Consider the following 18357-nt stretch of genomic DNA (forward strand, 5'->3'; position numbering starts at 1 on the left):
TTTGGCGCCTGTGAGATCGAGCGCCGCCCGCGCGGCGCATCGCGAGCAACGCTCGCTTGTATGGTAGGACTTGAAGGGAGGAGGAGGGACACCGCTCCCCGCTTGTATGGTTAGACTTGAAGGGGTGGTGGGACTAAATGCCCGATTCTGACTGTTCGCAGCAGTACAGACCGTGGGAGACATCGCCCCACCCCTTCCACCAAAGCGCCGATAAAGAATGCATCGTTTGCAAGCGACGATAGAAGCAAGCCAGCGCCTCTTGGTGAAACCCCTTCAAGCCTAAAAACCTTAACGTGGAGTACGGCCCATGGCAATGCAGGCAGGTAGATTGATCGTGGGTGCGGACGTTGCAAAAGCTGAGCTGGTTATCCATCACGACAGCAGTGATGAGGTAATCAAACTGAAAAATTCAAAAGCCGACATCAAGCGGTGGCTGAAGCAACAACCCCTGAACACTGCCATCGCTGTTGAGGCGACCAATGTCTATCACTTGGACTTGGTTGAGTTGGCCCATGGACTAGGTTTCAGTGTTTATGTCGTCGATGGGTTTCAACTGAGCAACTACCGAAAAAGTGTTGGCGGGCGAGTCAAAACTGACCCTTCTGATGCTCGGTTACTCTCTCGTTTCTTGAGAAATGAGGGGGAGGACCTTCGTCCTTGGAGCCCGCCTCCAGCCGTCTACGGCAAGCTGCAGAGCCTCCTCCGCCGCAGAGCCGCACTGGTGTCTGCTCGCACCGCTATGACTCAGAGCTGGGCTAATGAAACCCTCTTGAAGGCGGCCTTCGAAGCTTTCGTAACATCAATAGATCGATTGGATCTGCTGATGCAAAAGAAGATGAAAGAAGTGCTCCGAGAGGCCGGACTGCATGAGCAAGTTGCTCGTTGTCAGGCAGTAGAGGGGATAGGTTTCCTTACAGCCACGGCACTGGTAATGGCCTTTGTCAGGGGCGAATTTAAAAGCAGTGACTCCTACATTGCATTTCTTGGAATGGATCTGCGAGTGAGTGACTCTGGACAGAAAGCTGGACGACGCCGTCTCACAAAACGGGGCTGCTCAGAAATCCGTCGCTTGCTGCACAACGCAGCGATGGCCGCTAGCAAGTCTAAGGCCTGGAAAGGCATCTATGAACAACACCGCAACAGCGGCAAGGCAACGACCCAGGCCCTCGTGATCCTGGCAAGAAAGCTTGCTCGCGTAGCATTTGAGATCGAGCGCCGCCCGCGCGGCGCATCGCGAGCAACGCTCGCTTGTATGGTAGGACTTGAAGGGAGGAGGAGGGACACCGCTCGCTTCTGACTGTTCGCGCAGTACAGACCGTGGGAGAAATCACCCCTCCTCCTTTCCACACCCAAGCGCCGATAAGGAATGCCTCGTTTGCAAACGACGATAGATGCAAGCCTGCGCCAGGGTGTACCCCTTCAAGTTCTTTAACGCTACAAGGAGCAGCAGCCCATGGCAATGTCTACCTTCCCGATCGAAGCTGGTGTGGATGTCGCCAAAAATGAGCTGATGATTCAAAGCTCCCTGGATACCAAACCCTTCCCGATCCCAAATACGCCGAAATCGATCAAGGCGTGGCTCAAGACGGTACCTCAAGGTTCAGCGCTGGCTATTGAGGCGACTAGCACCTATCACATGGAGCTAGCCGAGCAGGCCTATGCGTCAGGCTTGACGGTGTATGTCATCGACGGTTTCAGGCTGAGCAAATACCGTGAGAGTGTTGCTGTGCGTGCCAAGACTGACGCACATGATGCGGTTTTACTCGCCCGTTACCTGAATAAGGAACGAAGCTCCCTGAAGGCCTGGACACCTCCGCCAGCCGGACATCGTCAAATCCAGGTGCTGTTGCGTCGCCGCGCCAAGCTCGTGGAAATCCGCGGCATGCTGCGGATGAGTTGGTCAGGGGACAAGCTGTTCGCATCGGAGCTTATGCAGATTGAACAGATGCTGAAGCGGATTGAGGGCTCGCTGGAAAAGCAGCTGCGCAACACGATCAGAGAGGCCGGGTTCCTGGATCACTTGCGTCGTGTCCAGCAGTTACCTGGTATAGGGTTTCTGACCGCCGTTGGTTTGGTGATGTCCTTCATGCGTGGCGAGTTTGCCAACAGCGACGCCTTTGTCGCTTATCTCGGCATGGACGTAACGGTCGCGCAATCCGGCAGATGGGCCGGCAGAGGTAGGCTGAGCAAGCGCGGAGACTCCGAAGTGCGCAGACTGCTTTACAACGCCTCGATGAGCGGCAGTCGAACCGAGACGTGGAAGCAGTTCTACGCCCATCACCTGGGACGTGGGAAAAAGACAACTCAAGCCTTGGTAATACTCGCCAGGCGCTTGGCCCGGTTGGCCTTCGGCCTGATGAAGCATCAAGCGGACTGGTCACCGCAAATCTATGCAGGGGGTGGCAAACTGCCCAATTGACGCTGGGAGGCTGCTCCGCAGCCGCCAAAAAACGCTACTCGGAAACCAAACGACTGACGAAAAATCAGATGCGTCGGCTTGCGCCTTGATATTGAGGGGGACGGCGGAGGAAGCGCCTACTTGATGCTTCCCTCGCACCATAGAATCTCCTACGTTTGTATGCGTCGGCTTGCGCCTTGATATTGAGGGGGACGGCGGAGGAAGCGCCTACTTGATGCTTCCCTCGCACCATAGAATCTCCTACGTTTGTTTTCGGCCAATAACGCCTGTGACAGGCGCGCGCGACCGCCTTGTTTGTTCGACGCGATATCGCGTCATCCGCCAAGGCGGTCGCGCGCGTTTGCCCCAGGAATAATTGGCCCGAAACAAACGTAGGAGCGAGCGTTGCTCGCGATGCGCCGCGCGGGCGGCGCTCGATCTCACAGGCGCAGAAAGTGCACGCTCACACCCTGAACGCCCGCACCGCCGTGCTCAGCTCGCTGCCCAGGCTCAGCAATTGCTCCCCTTGCTCACGCCCCTCGCCAATGCGCTGCAAATTGTCCTCGCCCAACTCGTGAATCCGCTCGCTATGGTCACGAATCTCGCTCACCGCACCGCTCTGTTGGGCCGTGACATCGGCAATCCGCACCGCCGTATCGGCAATGGTACGAATGGCGCGGACAATCTCGTCCAGCGCGCCATCTGCGGCCTGGGCCTGGTCGGCGGTGGCTTCGGCATGTTCCAACTGCGCTCGCATGCCGGCCACCGAGCCTCTGGCGGCTTGTTGCAAGCGGTCGATCAGTGTCTGGATCTCGCCGGTTGCGCCTGTGGTGCGCTGCGCCAGGGAGCGCACTTCGTCTGCCACCACGGCAAAGCCACGGCCCATTTCGCCCGCGCGGGCAGCTTCGATCGCGGCGTTCAGGGCCAACAGGTTGGTCTGCTCGGCAATCGAGCGAATCACCGTCAACACGCCGCCAATGGTGGCGGACTCCTCAGCCAGTTGTTCGATCATGCGGGCGTTACCCTGCACTTCGTCCACCAGTTCGCGTAACCCCGACAAGCTCTGGCCAATCACCGCCTGGCCGTGCTCCACCGCACGGCCGGCATCGCGGCTGGCGTCGGCAGCCGCGCTGGCATCGCCGGCCACTTGCTGGATGGTCGCTTCCAGTTCACCCAGCGCGTCGCGAATCTGCCCGGTGTCGCCCGCCTGGCGCTCGGCACCGTCGTGCAGGGCGGCGCTCATACCGGCCAGGGCATGGCTGCTGCCGGCCACCTGTTCGGCGTTGTGGCGGATGGTGCCGACCAGTTCCACCAGGTAGTGGCGCAGGCGGTTGAGCGACTCCTGGATGTCGTGCAGCTCGCGGTTGGTTTTGCCCAGGGCGATCGGCTTGGCGAAGTCGCCCTCGGCCCAGTGCGACAGGGCCGGCGCCAGGCTGGTCAACGTACGCGCCAAGCGCCGCTGCAGGGTGTCGATGAGCAGCGCGATCAGCAGGATCAGGCCGATCATCAGGCCTTGGCTGATACGCACTTCGGCGGCGATCTTGGCGTGCAGCCCGCGGACTTCAGGCTCCAGGCCGGCGATGGCCTGCTGCACCGCTTCAAGGCGTTGGCCCGTGCTGGCGGCCAGGGCGGCGCGGCGCTCGATTTGCTCGCGGGTGCGTTGCAGTTCGGCCGGGTAGCGCGTGAGCAGGCTCTGCAGTTCGCGCTTGAGGGCGACGGCAATGTCTTCCTGCTGCGCGCTGGCCTGGGTTTCCAGGCCCATCAGGGCGGCGAAATCATCGGCATTGGACTCGGCTGCACGGGTAATACCCAGCAACGGCAAGCTGTCGAGCGCCTGGGCCTGGGCGCGGATCAGTTGCAGCTCGCGCTCCACTTCGTCGGCCAGTTCAGGGCGGCCGCTGCTGACCAGTTTGTCCCGGGCCAGCGACAGGCGGCCCAAGTGCACGGTGGCGTCGAGCACAGGCAGCAGATAGCGGTTGGCCTCGGCGCTGCCGCTGTCGCGGGCGTAATTGGCCAGTTGTTCGAAGTTGGCCCCCAGTTCGCGCTCGGCTTGCAGTAGCAGCGCTTGCGGGTCGCCGGCCAGCTTGCCGGCCGCCAGCAGTTCTTCGGCGGTAAAGGCCTGCAGGCTGTCGAGGCTGGGGTGCAGTTTGGCGGCCAGCGCGTCGGGCCATTCGGCCAATGCCGTCTGCAACTGCTGGTTGGCCTCCATCGCAGCGGCATGGCGCAAGGCATCACCATTGGCCAGGTAGGCCTGGATGTTGTGCGCTGCCTGGTTCTGGAACTGTTGGGACAGGCCCAGGTAGCGTTCCATCATCTGATAGGGGCGCTCCAGGGCACGCTGTGACCACCACAAGGTCACGGCCAGGGCGATACAGACGGTTACCAGCAACAGGGTGTTGAAATTGGTCAGCCACTTCAGGCGCATAGCCGCGAACTTCCTGCGGGGAGTGGGAGAGGTAAGCGCCTGAAGTTATTGCGATTTTGTTACGCAGTGATGACGTCTGTGTCCTGATGTAAAAAAAGATGGCACTTTGCCTTGTTAAGGCTCCACCCGAACCACGCAGTTACGCCCCGCGTGCTTGGCCCGGTACAACGCCTCATCCGCGGCACTGGCCATGGTCAGCGCATCCAGCTCATCGTCCAGTTGCACCACCCCCGCGCTGAACGTGCAGTTCAGGTCCCGTGGCTGCGCCGGATAGAGGATCTCGGCAAAACGCCGGCGGATTTCGTCCAATACCTTGTGCGCGGCATCCAGGGCGGTGTTGGGCATGACGATGGCGAACTCTTCGCCGCCATAACGCCCGATGAAGTCGGTCTTGCGCAGCCGTTGCTTGAGGAACAGTGCCAGGCTCTTGATCACCCGGTCGCCCATGGGATGGCCATGGCGGTCGTTGATCTTCTTGAATCGGTCGATGTCGAGCATGGCGAAGCTCAAGGGCTGCTGCTCGCGCCGGGCGCGGAAGCTGCAATCTTCGAGCAGTTGCAGGATATGGGTGTGGTTGTACAGCCCGGTGAGGCTGTCGCGCACCATGCGTGCCTTGAGGTGGCGGGCGCGGGCGGCGCGGTTGCGCACGGTGGTGATCAAGTGGCGCGAACGGAACGGCTTGGTGAGGAAGTCATCGCCACCTTCGCTCATGGCGTCGAGCTGCTTGTCCAGGTCGTCCTCGGCCGACAGGTAAATGATTGGCACACTGACATAGCGGTCGTTGTGGCGGATTACCTTGGCCAGCTCTGGGCCGGTACAGGCGGGCATGTACAGGTCGAGGATGATCAGGTCCGGCTGGAAGTCGGCCAGTTCCGCCATGGTGCGGATCGGGTCGGTCAGGCTGCGGGTGATCATGCCCGCGCTGCTCAACACCCGTTCGGTGTGCAGCGCCTGGGTGCGTGAATCGTCGATGATCAACACCCGCAGCGGGTCGAGCGGGGTGGTGCTGGTGAGCAGCTCGACCTTCTCCAGCAGGCTGGAGGCTTCCAGTGTGCCGGTCAGAAACTCTTTGCCGCCAGCGCGCACGGCGGCAAGGCGGGTCGGCGTATCGGTTTCGTGGTGGCTGAAGAACAGCAGCGGAATCGTTTGCGGCATACCTTGCTGAGCTTGGGCGGCCAAGCGCAGGCCCTGGCCGCTGCCGGTGAAGTCGACATCCATCACCACCGCCGCAGGCGGGCATTCACTGAGCGAAGCCCGAAACGCATCCGCACTGAACAAGGCCTGCACACCGAGGCCGAAAAACTCCAGCTGCTGGGCCAGGCGTTGGGCGCGCTCGTGGTCCTGCAAAAGGATGTACACAGGCTTGCGCAGCGGCGGCAGGGGCACCGGGTTGAGCGGGTCATCCTTGCGCAGGCCGGGACGCGACAGGTGCTGGGCGGGGCACTGGTGGCTCGGATCGACTGCTTGGCTCATGTCCTGGCTACTTTTGGGTGGGTGGTGTGCAGGTGCGATGATGGCTCTATGCTAGCAGCTCTTTTCCATTGGGTGAGTGTCCTCCATCAACAAAGCGTTTAGAACGAATATTCAGTTACTGACCCACTGGTCGCTTATGCGTACGGCAGTGTCTGCTTTATAGTGCAGCGATGCGGGCTTGCCGTGGCACCCTGGCGAAGGCCTGGGGTCCAAGCCTCTGAACCGTCTTGACTGATTAAGGGCAATGCCATGCTGGACTGGAAAAACCGCGAGGCCAAAGCCGAACCCCGCGAGCGTGTTGATGGCCGTGGCGCCGCCGCCCGTAGCTACCTGGGCGGCCTCTGGAGCCGTGCCCTGGGTACTCTGATCGGCCTGTATCTGCTGGTCTGTATCGGCTTGGGCTGGTACTGGAGCCAGGAGCCGGAGCTGTTCCCGGTGCAGCAGAACGCCCAGGCTGCGGCCGAGCGTAATGGCCAGCAGATGGTCATCGGCTATACCACCATCGAAACCCTCAAGACCGTCGCCGGTACCTTGCTGAACAAGCCGGGCGGTTACATTTCCAACGACCGCTTCCCGCCGGGGCTGTGGATGGACAACATGCCGAGCTGGGAATACGGCGTGCTGGTCCAGGTCCGCGATTTGTCCCGCGCGTTGCGCAAAGACTTCGCCCGCTCGCAGTCGCAGTCCACTGAAGACGCCGACCTGGCCAAGGCCGAGCCGCGCTTCAACTTCGACAACAAGAGCTGGATCTTGCCGTCGAGCGAGTCTGAGTTCGAAGAAGGCATCAAGTCGCTGAACCGCTACCAGACCCGCCTGGCCGCTGGCGACAAGGGCGCGATCTTCTACACCCGTGCCGACAACCTGAACAACTGGCTGGGCGATGTGGCTACCCGCCTGGGTTCGCTGTCGCAGCGCCTGTCGGCCAGCGTTGGCCGGGTCAAGCTCAACACCACCCTGAAGACCGAGTCGGTACAACCTGGCCAGGCACCGCAGGTTGACGAAGAGCTGGTCGAAACCCCATGGCTGCAGATCGACAACGTGTTCTACGAAGCCCGTGGCCAGGCCTGGGCGCTGTCGCACCTGCTGCGCGCCATCGAGGTCGACTTCGCCGATGTGCTGGCGAAAAAGAATGCCACGGTCAGCGTGCGCCAGATCATCCGTGAGCTGGAAGCCTCGCAGGAAGCGCTGTGGAGCCCGATGGTGCTCAATGGCAGCGGCTTCGGCATGTGGGCCAACCACTCGCTGGTCATGGCCAACTACATCTCCCGGGCCAACGCTGCGGTCATCGACCTGCGTCAGCTGCTGTCGCAGGGGTGATCGTGGCCATCAGCACCCAAGAAGCCGCCCATCGGGCGGCTTCCGACCGTGAGCTGGTTGCCTGGGTCGACGAAGCCGACCAGGTGCTCGGCGCCTTGCCCCGGGCAGAGTTGCGCGAGCGCGGGCTGATTGGCCGTTGCACGTTCATCTTGCTGTTCAATAGCGCCGGGGAGTTGTGCGTGCACCGGCGTACCATGAGCAAGGCGCTGTACCCAGGCTTTTGGGATGTGGCGGCGGGCGGCATGGTGACGGCGGGCGAGGGCTACGCCGAGTCGGCTGCGCGGGAGTTGGCCGAAGAACTGGGTATCGACGGCGTCGCGTTGCGCTTTCATGAACGGTTCTACTTCGACCAACCCGATAACCGCTTGTGGTGTGCGGTGTATTCGGCGGTGTCCGATGCACCGTTGCGCTTGCAGCCGGAAGAGGTGAGCGAGGCGCGGTTCATCAGCCTGGCGCAGGCGGAACAAGAAAGCCACACCAAGCCGTATTGCCCGGACTCGTTGGCGGCGTTGCAGCGGTACAAAGCCAGCTTGCCCTAGTTGCACGGCGTTGCAGCCTATTCGCGGGCAAGCCCGCTCCCACAGGTTTACCGGAGCCTTTAAGAACCGTGCAGTACCTGTAGGAGCGGGCTTGCCCGCGAAGGGTCGCAAAACATTCGCAAAATGGCGCATTCCAGTACTTAGCAATCCCCTGATTTATCGTTACACTGCGCGCCCTTTTCGGGCTGTCGCAAGATCTTGCGGCAGTAGCGCCGCCCCTGCCAGAGTGGGGCTTCGCGGTCGGCTCCCGCCGACCAGTTTTTGTCCTCAGCACAGAGGAACAAAAGTGGCCAAGAAAGCTTCTTCCTTTTCCGCCCTTGGCGGTCTCGTGTTCTCCACCGATGCCGGTCGGCACTGCCCTGACTGTAGCCAGCCGGTGGATGCCTGCACCTGCAAGCAGCAAATCATCCCCGAAGGCGACGGCATTGCCCGCGTACGCCGGGAAAGCAAAGGCCGCGGTGGCAAGACCGTGACCACCGTCACCGGTGTGCCGCTGCCCCTCGATCAGCTCAAGGAGCTGGCCACCACGCTCAAGCGCCGCTGCGGTACCGGTGGCGCCTTGAAGGACGGGGTTATCGAGATTCAGGGCGACCATGTCGAGCTGTTGATCGGCGAGCTGACCAAACAGGGTTTCAAGGCGAAAAAGTCGGGCGGCTGAGGCCGTCGCGCGTTTTTTTGCCCAGTGCTTTCTAAACTCGTTCCTGTTGGAAGGGTCTACCCCTGAACCGGACGAATCGTCATTTTCAGCTTCTACACTGCGCCGGCCCTTTTCGTTGGGGCAGTGTTTTCGACTTATCTATAGGGGACTTGAATGTCCGTACGACGCACACGCAAAGACGATGGTAGCCAATGGACCGTGGCCGACAGCCGCAGTGTTTACGGCATCCGCCATTGGGGCGCTGGTTATTTCGCCATCAATGAAGCCGGGCGCGTCGAAGTACGCCCTAATGGCCCCAATAGCGCGCCGATCGACCTGTTTGAGCAGGTCGACGAACTGCGCCAGAGCGGCCTGTCGTTGCCGTTGCTGGTGCGCTTCCCCGACATCCTGCAAGACCGTGTACGCCAGCTGACCGGTGCCTTCGACGCCAACATCGCGCGCCTCGAGTACCAGAGCCAGTACACCGCGCTGTACCCGATCAAGGTCAACCAGCAGGAAGCGGTGGTGGAAAACATCATCGCCACGCAGAACGTCTCGATTGGCCTTGAGGCCGGCTCCAAGCCCGAGCTGCTGGCAGTGCTGGCGCTGGCGCCAAAGGGCGGCACCATCGTCTGCAACGGTTACAAGGACCGCGAGTTCATCCGCCTGGCGCTGATGGGCCAGAAGCTGGGCCACAACGTGTTCATCGTCATCGAGAAGGAATCCGAGGTCGCCCTAGTGATCGAGGAGGCCGCCGAGCTCAAGGTCAAGCCGCAGGTCGGCTTGCGCGTGCGCCTGTCGTCGCTGGCGTCGAGCAAGTGGGCCGACACCGGTGGCGAGAAGTCCAAGTTCGGTTTGTCGGCTGCGCAGCTGATTTCGGTGGTGCAGCGCTTCCGCGATGCCGGCCTGGACCAGGGCATCCGCCTGTTGCACTTCCACATGGGTTCGCAGATCGCCAACCTGGCGGACTACCAGCACGGCTTCAAGGAAGCCATCCGCTACTACGGCGAGCTGCGTGCACTGGGCCTGCCGGTCGACCACATCGACGTCGGCGGTGGCCTGGGTGTGGACTACGACGGTACTCACTCGCGCAATGCCAGCTCGATCAACTACGACATGGATGATTATGCCGGCGTGGTGGTGGGCATGCTCAAGGAGTTCTGCGACGCGCAGGGCCTGCCGCACCCGCACATCTTCTCCGAGAGCGGCCGTTCGCTGACCGCGCACCATGCCATGCTGGTGATCCAGGTGACCGACGTCGAAAAACACAACGACGACGTGCCGACCATCGAAAACAAGGAAGCCCTGCCCGAGACCGTGCAGTGGCTGGCCGACCTGCTGGGCCCGACCGACATCGAGATGGTCACCGAGACCTACTGGCGCGCTACCCACTACATGGGTGACGTGGCGGCGCAGTACGCCGATGGCAAGATCAGCCTGGCCGAGAAAGCCCTGGCCGAGCAGTGCTATTTCGCCGTGTGCCGTCGCCTGCACAACTCGCTGAAGGCGCGCCAGCGTTCGCACCGCCAGGTGCTGGACGAGCTCAATGACAAGCTGGCCGACAAGTACATCTGCAACTTCTCGGTGTTCCAGAGCTTGCCGGATACCTGGGCCATCGGCCAGGTACTGCCGATCATCCCGCTGCATCGTCTGAATGAAGAGCCGATGCGCCGCGCGGTGCTGCAAGACCTGACCTGTGACTCCGACGGCAAGATCAACCAGTACGTCGACGAGCAGAGCATCGAGACCAGCATGCCGGTGCATGCGCTCAATGAGGGCGAGGACTACCTGCTGGGCGTGTTCCTGGTTGGCGCCTACCAAGAGATTCTGGGTGACATGCACAACCTGTTCGGTGATACCGACTCGGTGAACATCTACCAGAATGCCGATGGCAGCGTGTACCACGCCGGTATCGAGACCCACGACACCATCGAAGACATGCTGCGTTACGTGCACCTGTCGCCGGAGGAGTTGATGACTCACTACCGCGACAAGGTTGCCAGCGCGAAGATCACCGCCCGCGAGCGGACGCAGTTCCTCGATGCCTTGCGCCTGGGGCTGACCCGCTCTTCGTACTTGTCTTCGTAATCGCCGGCAAGCCAGCTCCTACAGGGATCGCGATTTCATTGTAGGAGCGGCCTTGCGTCGCGAAAATGAGGGCGAAGCCCTCACCGACGTCACACCCGGAAATGATCCGTTCACAGTGTACTGACCTACCGTTGCTACCTTTGAATGCGATGTTCAAAGGAGAACGACATGGACTGTCAAGGCAACCACCGTTTGCGCGTTGGCCGGGTATCCGAACCCGGCCGTCTTTACCTTTTAACGACGGTCACCCGTAAACGCTATCCATTATTCCTCAACCTCTGGTTCGCCAGAGCCGTCGTCCAACAGTTGCGCTTGAGTGATGAGGCGGGCAGCAGTCGAACGCTGGCATGGACTCTCATGCCAGATCACCTGCATTGGCTGATCGAGCTAAGGGCCAACAGCCTGGGAAGTCTGATGTGTTCGTTCAAGTCCAAAAGCGCCTGTGCTTTGTATCGAGTTGGCGCAGAACGACTGCATATCTGGCAACCGGGTTTTTTTGATCGCGCATTGCGTAAAGAGGAAGATGTCAAAGCGGCTGCGCGTTACATCATCGCTAATCCCATTCGTGCGGGGCTGGTAACGCGTGCAGGGCAGTACCCACATTGGGATTGTGTTTGGCTGTAAGTTAGCAGGTGAGGGCTGCGCCCTCATTTCGCGACGCAAGGCCGCTCCTACAGATGAACGCGCATCCGTGTGTGCGGGACTGGTAACGCGTGCTGGGCAGTACCCACATTGGGATTGTGTTTGGCTGTGAGTCAGCAGGTGAGGGCTGCGCCCTCATCTCGCGACGCAAGGCCGCTCCTACAGGTGAATGCGCATCCGTGTGTGCGGGACTGGTAACGCGTGCAGGGCAGTCCCACATTGGGATTGTGTTTGGCTGTACGTTAGCAGGTGAGGGCTGCGCCCTCATTTCGCGACGCAAGGCCGCTCCTACAGATGAACGCGCATCCGTGTAGGAGCGGCCTTGCGTCGCGATGGGCTGCAAAGCAGCCCCAAAATCACTGAACCCACAGCCCCTTTTGCTGCAACCGCCACCCAACCCACCCCAACGTCACCGCCCGCAATGCCATGAACCCGAGAAACGCCAACCACAAGCCGTGGTTGCCAAACCCACTCATGGCCCACGCCACCGGCAGCGCAATCACCACCGACGCGAGCATCGCATTGCGCATCTCCCGCGCACGCGTCGCGCCGATGAACAACCCGTCGAGCAGGTAGCTCCACACCGCAATCAACGGCAGTACCGCCAAGTACGGCAGGTACGGATAAGCCGCCGCCCGCACACTGTCGATATCGGTCTGCAGGTCGATGAACAGGTGCCCACCCAGCAGGAACAGCCCGGCAAAGCCGACGCTGGTGATCAGCGACCAACCGCACGCCACTACCAGCGAGCGGCGTAGGGTGTCGCGGTCGCGGGCGCCGATGGCGTGGCCGCACAAGGCCTCGACTGCATGGGCGAGCCCGTCGAGCGCGTAGGCGGTCAGCAGCAGGCCATTGAGCAGCAGGGCGTTGGCTGCCACCGTCGCTTCACCCAGCCGGGCGCCTTGCACGGTGATCAACAGGAACACCAGTTGCAATGCCAGGCTGCGTAGGAAGATGTCGCGGTTGACGGCCAGCAGCGGCCTCCAGGCCTGCCAGCGCTTGAGCGCCGCCCAGGCGATGTGCCCGGGGTACGCGCGCAAGGCCGGGCGGGTCAGGGCGAGGCCCAGCAGTGCGGCGCTCCACTCGGCAATCACCGAGGCGCGCGCCGAACCCAGCACTCCCCAATCCAGGCCGAGCACAAACCACAGGTTGAGGATGATGTTCAGCAGGTTGGTGGTCAGCAGGATGGCCAGCGGCGCCCTGGCATTCTGGGTGCCGAGGAACCAGCCGACCAGCGCGTAGCTGGCCAGTGCCGCAGGCAGCCCGAGCAGGCGGGTGTGGAAGAAATCCTCGGTGGATTGCTGCAACGCCGCGCTGGGCTGCATCGCGTGCAGCGCCAACTGGCTGAAGGGCAGCGCCAACAGGCCGATGACCACGGCAAAGCCCAGGGCCAGCAGCAGCCCTTGCACCAACACCTGGCGCAACGCCGCGCCGTCACCGCGCCCAGCAGCCTGGGCTGCGAAGCCGGTCGAGCCCATGCGCAGAAAGCCCATCAGGCCAACCATGAAGGTGAACAGCGTGGCGCCCACGGCAACGGCGCCCAGCTGGTGGGCGTGGGGCAGGTGGCCGATGACGGTGCTGTCGACCAGCGCCACCAGGGGTACGGAGATGTTGGAGAGGATCATCGGTGCGGCCAGGCCCCAGACCTTGCGGTGGGTAGGGCGGTCGCGCCAGTCGGTGGTCAGTTGAGACATTTCAAATCCTGGCATTAGCAGTGCCACAGTGTACCGGCCAGGCAACCAATTCGCGCGAACGCGGTCTCACCTGGCGCTACACGGCGGGTGACGCGCCCGTCGTTGCGCTATAGTTGCTGCCCTCACGTACACGCTGCCTAAGAGTTCCTACTCCATGTTCAACAAAGGATTGTTGCTGGCCTGCGCGCTGGCTTTGCTCAGTGCTTGTGACTCCTCCGCGCCGGGCAAACCCGCGCCGGCCGAGAAACCGGCAGCCACCGCGCCCGCCGAGGCCCCAGCGGCCAAGCGCGAAGACCCTGCCGTACTCGCCAAGCGCTACGAGGGCCGGGCGCTCACGGTGCTGGACGTCTCGGAAGTGCAGCTCGACGGCGCCAGCGCGCTGTCGATCAGCTTCTCCGCGCCGCTGGATGCCACACAGGACTTCGCCGGCAAACTGCACCTGGTCGACACCGTCAAAGGCAAGGTCGACGGGGCCTGGGAACTCTCCGACAACCAGATGGAACTGCGCCTGCGCCACCTGGAGCCGCAGCGCAAGCTGGTGCTCACGGTCGACAAAGGCCTGCTGGCGGTCAATGGCAACGCGCTCGACAGCGAGTCGGTCACCCGCCTGGAAACCCGCGACATGCAGCCGACCATCGGCTTTGCCAGCCGCGGTTCGTTGCTGCCCACGCGCCTGGCCGAAGGCTTGCCGGTGATCGCCCTGAACGTCGACAAGGTCGATGTCGAGTTCTTCCGCGTGAAGCCCGAGATGCTCTCGACCTTCCTGGTCAACTGGGGGCGTAACAGCAGCCTGTACTACTACCAGTCCAAAGAAACCCTGGACATGGCCGAGCTGGTCTACAGCGGCCGCTTCGATCTCAACCCCGCGCGCAACACCCGCGAGACCGTGCTGCTGCCGATCGCCGGGATCAAGCCGCTGCAGGAACCGGGCGTGTACCTGGCAGTGATGCGTGCCTCGGGCACCTATGATTACTCGCAGCCGGCGACCCTGTTCAGCCTCAGCGACATCGGTGTCTCTGCGCACCGCTACCGCGACCGCCTCGATGTGTTCGCCCAAGCCCTGGAAGGCGGCAAGGCGATGAAAGACGTCAACCTCGAGGTGCATGACGAGAAGGGCAAGTTACTGGCCCAGGCCAAGACCGATGGCGACGGCCACGCCGAACTGCCGATCACGCCCAAGGCCGATACCCTGATTGCCACGCAAGGCGTGCACACCACGTTGCTGCGCCTGAACACTGCAGCCCTGGACCTGGCCGAATTCGATATCACCGGCCCGCAAGCCAACCCTTTGCAGTTGTTCATCTTCGGCCCGCGCGACCTGTATCGCCCGGGTGAGACCGTGCTGCTCAACGGCCTGCTGCGCGACCAGGATGGCAAGCCGGTCAAGGCCCAGCCGGTCAGTGTGGAAGTGCGTCGCCCTGATGAGCAGGTCAGCCGCAAGTTTGTTTGGGAGGCGGATGGCAGTGGCCTTTACCAGTACCAACTGCAACTGGCCGGCGAGGCGCCGACCGGTCGCTGGCAATTGCTGCTCGACCTGGGGGGCGGGCGCAAGCAGGTCTACGAGTTTCTGGTCGAAGACTTCCTCCCCGAACGTTTGGCGTTGGAGCTCAAAGGCAGCAGCGCACCGCTTGCGCCTGATCAGGACGCCCACATCCAGGTCAATGGCCGCTACCTTTACGGCGCGCCGGCTGCGGGTAACCGGCTGAGTGGCCAAGCTTACGTGCGCCCGTTGCGCGAAGCAGTGCCGGCGCTGCCGGGTTACCAGTTCGGTTCGGTCACCGAAACCGAGTTGAACCAGGACCTGGAGCTGGACGAAGTCACCCTCGACCAGGCCGGCAAGGCAGTTGTCGATATCGAAAGCCGCTGGGCCGAAGCCCGCTCGCCACTGCAACTGACCGTGCAGGCCAGCCTGCAGGAGTCCGGTGGCCGGCCGATCACCCGTCGCCTGGAACAGCCGATCTGGCCTGCCGAACGTTTGCCGGGCCTGCGCGGCCTGTTCGAAGGCGAGGAAACCGACAGTGACGGCCCGGTGGAATTCGAGTTCCTGGTGGCCGACCGTGATGGCAAGAAGCTGGCGGCCAATGACCTCAAGGTGCGCTTGATTCGCGAGCGCCGTGACTACTACTGGAACTACTCGCAGAGCGACGGCTGGAGCTACAACTACAACGAGAAATTCCTCACCCAGAGCGAAGAGACCGTCAGCGTCAAGGCCGGCTCGACCGCCAAGTTGTCGTTCCAGGTCGAGTGGGGCCCTTACCGGGTCGAGGTCGAAGACCCAGAGACTGGCCTGGTGTCCAGCGAGCGCTTCTGGGCGGGCTATCGCGCCCAGGACAACGCCGAAGGCGGCGCAGTACGCCCGGACCAGGTCAAGCTGGCCCTGGACAAACCGTCCTACGCCGATGGTGCCACCGCCAAAGTCACGGTGACCCCGCCTGCCGCAGGCAGCGGCTACCTGATGATCGAGTCCAGCGATGGCCCGTTGTGGTGGCAAGAGATCGAGGTGCCGGCCGAAGGCAAGACCTTCGACGTGCAACTGGACAAGAAGTGGGCACGCCACGACCTGTATATCAGCGCCCTGGTGATTCGCCCCGGCGAGCGCAAGGCCAATGCCACACCGAAACGCGCGGTGGGCGTGCTGCACCTGCCACTCGACCGGGCCGGGCGTAAGCTCGCGGTCAGCTTGCAGGCGCCGGAGAAGATGCGGCCCAAGCAGCCGTTAACAGTCAAGTTCAAGGTGGCCAATGCCGATGGCAGCCCAGCGGCTGCGGGGCAGCAGGTGCATGTACTGCTGTCGGCAGTTGATGTCGGCATCCTCAACATCACCGACTTCAAGACCCCTGACCCGTTCACCAGCCTGTTCGGCCGCAAAGCGTATGGCGCCGACCAGTTGGACATCTACGGCCAGTTGATCGAGGCCGGCCAGGGCCGCCTCGCCAGCCTGGCCTTTGGCGGTGATGCGGCCATGGCCAAGGGTGGCAAACGCCCCAACACCACGGTGACCATCGTCGCGCAGCAGAGCCTGCCGGTGACCCTGGACGAGAAGGGCGAGGGCCAGGCCACGGTCGACATCCCCGACTTCAATGGCGAACTGCGGCTGATGGCGCAGGCCTGGACCGAGGATCACTTCGGCGTGGCCGAGGGCAAGACGGTGGTGGCTGCGCCGCTGATCGCCGAGCTTTCGGCACCGCGCTTCCTGGCCGGTGGCGACCGCACCAGCCTGGCGCTGGACCTGGCCAACCTGTCGGGCCGCGCCCAGCAACTGAATGTGGAGATCAGCACCGAAGGCCAGTTGAGCCTGGCGGCGAGCGCGGTGCAAAGCGTCGCGCTGGACGAAGGCCAACGCCGCACGCTGATGATTCCGGTGCAGGCCCAAGGCGGCCTGGGGCAGGGCAAGGTGCGCGTGCGGGTCAATGGCCTGCAACTGCCAAACGAGCCGGCCACGGCCTTCGAGCGTGAATGGACCTTGGGTGTGCGCCCGGCTTATCCGGCGATGCTCAAGCACTACCGGGTTGCCTTGAAGGACCAGCCATGGGCGTTGCCCGAGGCGGACCTGGCCGCCTTCGAACCGGCGGGCCTTGAAGCGAGCCTGGTCTTGTCGAGCCGGCCGCCGCTGAACCTGGCCGAACAGATTCGAGCCCTCGAAGCCTACCCCTATGGGTGCCTGGAGCAGACCACCAGCGGCCTTTATCCGTCGCTCTACGCCGATGCCGAAAGCCTCAAACGCTTGGGGATCAAGGGCGAACCGGCCGACGTGCGCAAGCGCAAGATCGAAATGGGCATCGAGCACCTGCTGGGCATGCAGCGTTACAACGGCAGCTTCGGCCTGTGGAGTTCGGACAGTGAAGAAGAGTACTGGTTGACCGCCTACGTCACCGACTTCTTGCTGCGCGCCCGTGACCAGGGCTACGGCGTGCCTGCCGAGGCGCTGAAGAAGGCCAACGAGCGCTTGCTGCGCTACCTGCAGGAACGCAACCTGATCGAGGTCGACTACAGCGAGAACGCTGACCATACCCGCTTCGCCGTGCAGGCTTATGCTGCCCTGGTTCTGTCGCGCAGCCAGCAGGCGCCCTTGGGTGCCTTGCGCGGGCTTTTCGAACGCCGTGCCGACGCCCGCTCCGGCTTGCCGCTGGTGCAGCTGGCGGTAGCGCTGGAGAAGATGGGCGACAAGCCACGTTCCGAGCAGGCCCTGCAAGCCGGCCTGGGTATTGGCCGCAGCAAAGGCTGGATGGCTGACTACGGCAGCAGCCTGCGCGACCAGGCGCTGATTCTGGCGCTGTTGCAGGAGAGCAACCTGGCCAGCAAGCAGGTCGACCAACGCCTGTTCGCACTGTCGGACGAGTTGGCGGCCAACCGCTGGCTGTCTACCCAGGAACGTAACGCGCTGTTCCTCGCTGGCCGTGGTTTGCTCGGCAAGCCGGAAGGCAAGTGGCAGGCGCGTCTGGACAGCGCGGGGGAGATCCGCGAGTTCAACAACGCCGAAACCGGCCTCAAGCTCGAAGGCCCGCTACTGGCGTCGCCGCTGACGGTGCAAAACGAAGGCAGCGAGACGCTTTACCAGCAGTTGACGCTGTCTGGCTACCCGCGCCAGGCGCCGGCAGCCGGTGGCAATGGTCTGCAGATTCGTCGTGAGTACCTGGGCATGAATGGCCAGGCGTTGGACCTGCACAACCTGCGCAGCGGCGACCTGGTGCTGGTGCACCTGGCCCTCAAGGCCGAAGACCGTGTGCCGGATGCGCTGGTGGTGGATTTGCTGCCAGCGGGGCTTGAGCTGGAAAACCAGAACCTGGCACAGAGTGCGGCCAGCCTCGAGAATGCCAGCAGTGCCGTGAAGGCGTGGCGTGAGTCGATGCAGAACGCCAGCGTGCTGCACCAGGAGTACCGCGATGACCGTTACGTCGCAGCGCTCAAGCTGGACAGCTATGGCACCACGCACCTGCTGTACCTGGCGCGAGCAGTAACCCCGGGCACCTACCGTGTGCCGCCGCCGCAGGTCGAGTCGATGTACCGCCCGAACCTGCAGGCAGTGGGCGATGGGCAAGGCGAGATGACCGTCAAAGCCCGCTAAAAGCCTGCCTCTTGTAGGAGCAGCCTTGTGCTGCGAAGAGGCCGGTATGAGCAACGAAAATCCTGTTGCCTGTACCGGC

Annotated in this window: 11 protein-coding genes; 8 read left to right on the top strand and 3 right to left on the bottom strand. The window is 62.7% G+C overall.

The window, feature by feature from the left end:
• Positions 1–307: 307 nt before the first annotated feature.
• Both ACMCNM_RS03290 and ACMCNM_RS03295 read left to right on the top strand, forming a co-directional pair.
• Positions 308–1297: an IS110 family transposase gene (locus ACMCNM_RS03290; RefSeq protein ID WP_412763936.1), complete on the top strand. Its 990-nt coding sequence runs from the start codon at positions 308–310 to the stop codon at positions 1295–1297.
• Between the two features lie 156 nt (positions 1298–1453).
• Positions 1454–2419 carry an IS110 family transposase gene (locus tag ACMCNM_RS03295; protein ID WP_412763937.1) on the top strand — a complete coding sequence of 322 codons (966 nt, stop codon included), beginning with the start codon at positions 1454–1456 and terminating at the stop codon, positions 2417–2419.
• Positions 2420–2861: 442 nt separating this feature from the next.
• Here ACMCNM_RS03295 and ACMCNM_RS03300 read toward each other — a convergent pair whose 3' ends face one another.
• Positions 2862–4823 (bottom strand): methyl-accepting chemotaxis protein, encoded by a 1962-nt coding sequence (locus ACMCNM_RS03300; protein WP_412763938.1) that lies wholly within the window; start codon positions 4821–4823, stop codon positions 2862–2864.
• A gap of 114 nt (positions 4824–4937) precedes the next feature.
• Positions 4938–6296 carry a diguanylate cyclase gene (locus tag ACMCNM_RS03305; RefSeq protein ID WP_412763939.1) on the bottom strand — a complete coding sequence of 453 codons (1359 nt, stop codon included), beginning with the start codon at positions 6294–6296 and terminating at the stop codon, positions 4938–4940.
• 249 nt (positions 6297–6545) lie between these two features.
• Here ACMCNM_RS03305 and ACMCNM_RS03310 point away from each other — a divergent pair, with 249 nt between their 5' ends.
• The 5 genes from ACMCNM_RS03310 (at position 6546) to ACMCNM_RS03330 (ending at position 11501) form a co-directional block, all read left to right on the top strand.
• Complete coding sequence (locus tag ACMCNM_RS03310) at positions 6546–7613, top strand: DUF2333 family protein (protein ID WP_027594954.1); 1068 nt, start codon at positions 6546–6548, stop codon at positions 7611–7613.
• 2 nt (positions 7614–7615) lie between these two features.
• A complete protein-coding gene (locus ACMCNM_RS03315) occupies positions 7616–8152 on the top strand; it encodes an NUDIX hydrolase (protein ID WP_412763940.1) in 537 nt (178 codons plus the stop codon).
• 286 nt (positions 8153–8438) lie between these two features.
• Positions 8439–8810: a translation initiation factor Sui1 gene (locus tag ACMCNM_RS03320; RefSeq protein WP_027594956.1), complete on the top strand. Its 372-nt coding sequence runs from the start codon at positions 8439–8441 to the stop codon at positions 8808–8810.
• Between the two features lie 153 nt (positions 8811–8963).
• Positions 8964–10877, top strand: coding sequence for an arginine decarboxylase (gene speA / locus ACMCNM_RS03325; protein ID WP_027594957.1), 1914 nt, complete (start codon positions 8964–8966; stop codon positions 10875–10877).
• Between the two features lie 168 nt (positions 10878–11045).
• On the top strand, positions 11046–11501 hold the full coding sequence (locus ACMCNM_RS03330) for an REP-associated tyrosine transposase (RefSeq protein ID WP_099452796.1): 456 nt from the start codon (positions 11046–11048) through the stop codon (positions 11499–11501).
• Between the two features lie 374 nt (positions 11502–11875).
• On the opposite strand, the gene ACMCNM_RS03335 is transcribed toward ACMCNM_RS03330, so the two are convergent.
• Positions 11876–13213: an MATE family efflux transporter gene (locus tag ACMCNM_RS03335; RefSeq protein WP_274886862.1), complete on the bottom strand. Its 1338-nt coding sequence runs from the start codon at positions 13211–13213 to the stop codon at positions 11876–11878.
• A 154-nt stretch (positions 13214–13367) separates the two neighbouring features.
• Here ACMCNM_RS03335 and ACMCNM_RS03340 point away from each other — a divergent pair, with 154 nt between their 5' ends.
• Positions 13368–18278, top strand: a complete 4911-nt coding sequence (locus ACMCNM_RS03340) for an alpha-2-macroglobulin family protein (RefSeq protein ID WP_412763941.1) — start codon at positions 13368–13370, stop codon at positions 18276–18278.
• Positions 18279–18357 lie beyond the last annotated feature (79 nt).

The sequence above is a fragment of the Pseudomonas sp. NGC7 genome (genome assembly GCF_047159675.1).
GTDB lineage: Bacteria > Pseudomonadota > Gammaproteobacteria > Pseudomonadales > Pseudomonadaceae > Aquipseudomonas > Aquipseudomonas kermanshahensis.

What these genes read in the sequence shown, in the direction of transcription:
- ACMCNM_RS03310 (WP_027594954.1), top strand. Translation starts at nt 6,546, where the DNA reads ATGCTGGACTGGAAAAACCGCGAGGCCAAAGCCGAACCCCGCGAGCGT.
- ACMCNM_RS03335 (WP_274886862.1), bottom strand. Translation starts at nt 13,213, where the DNA reads ATGTCTCAACTGACCACCGACTGGCGCGACCGCCCTACCCACCGCAAG.
- ACMCNM_RS03330 (WP_099452796.1), top strand. Translation starts at nt 11,046, where the DNA reads ATGGACTGTCAAGGCAACCACCGTTTGCGCGTTGGCCGGGTATCCGAA.
- ACMCNM_RS03300 (WP_412763938.1), bottom strand. Translation starts at nt 4,823, where the DNA reads ATGCGCCTGAAGTGGCTGACCAATTTCAACACCCTGTTGCTGGTAACC.
- ACMCNM_RS03295 (WP_412763937.1), top strand. Translation starts at nt 1,454, where the DNA reads ATGGCAATGTCTACCTTCCCGATCGAAGCTGGTGTGGATGTCGCCAAA.
- speA (WP_027594957.1), top strand. Translation starts at nt 8,964, where the DNA reads ATGTCCGTACGACGCACACGCAAAGACGATGGTAGCCAATGGACCGTG.
- ACMCNM_RS03290 (WP_412763936.1), top strand. Translation starts at nt 308, where the DNA reads ATGGCAATGCAGGCAGGTAGATTGATCGTGGGTGCGGACGTTGCAAAA.
- ACMCNM_RS03340 (WP_412763941.1), top strand. Translation starts at nt 13,368, where the DNA reads ATGTTCAACAAAGGATTGTTGCTGGCCTGCGCGCTGGCTTTGCTCAGT.
- ACMCNM_RS03305 (WP_412763939.1), bottom strand. Translation starts at nt 6,296, where the DNA reads ATGAGCCAAGCAGTCGATCCGAGCCACCAGTGCCCCGCCCAGCACCTG.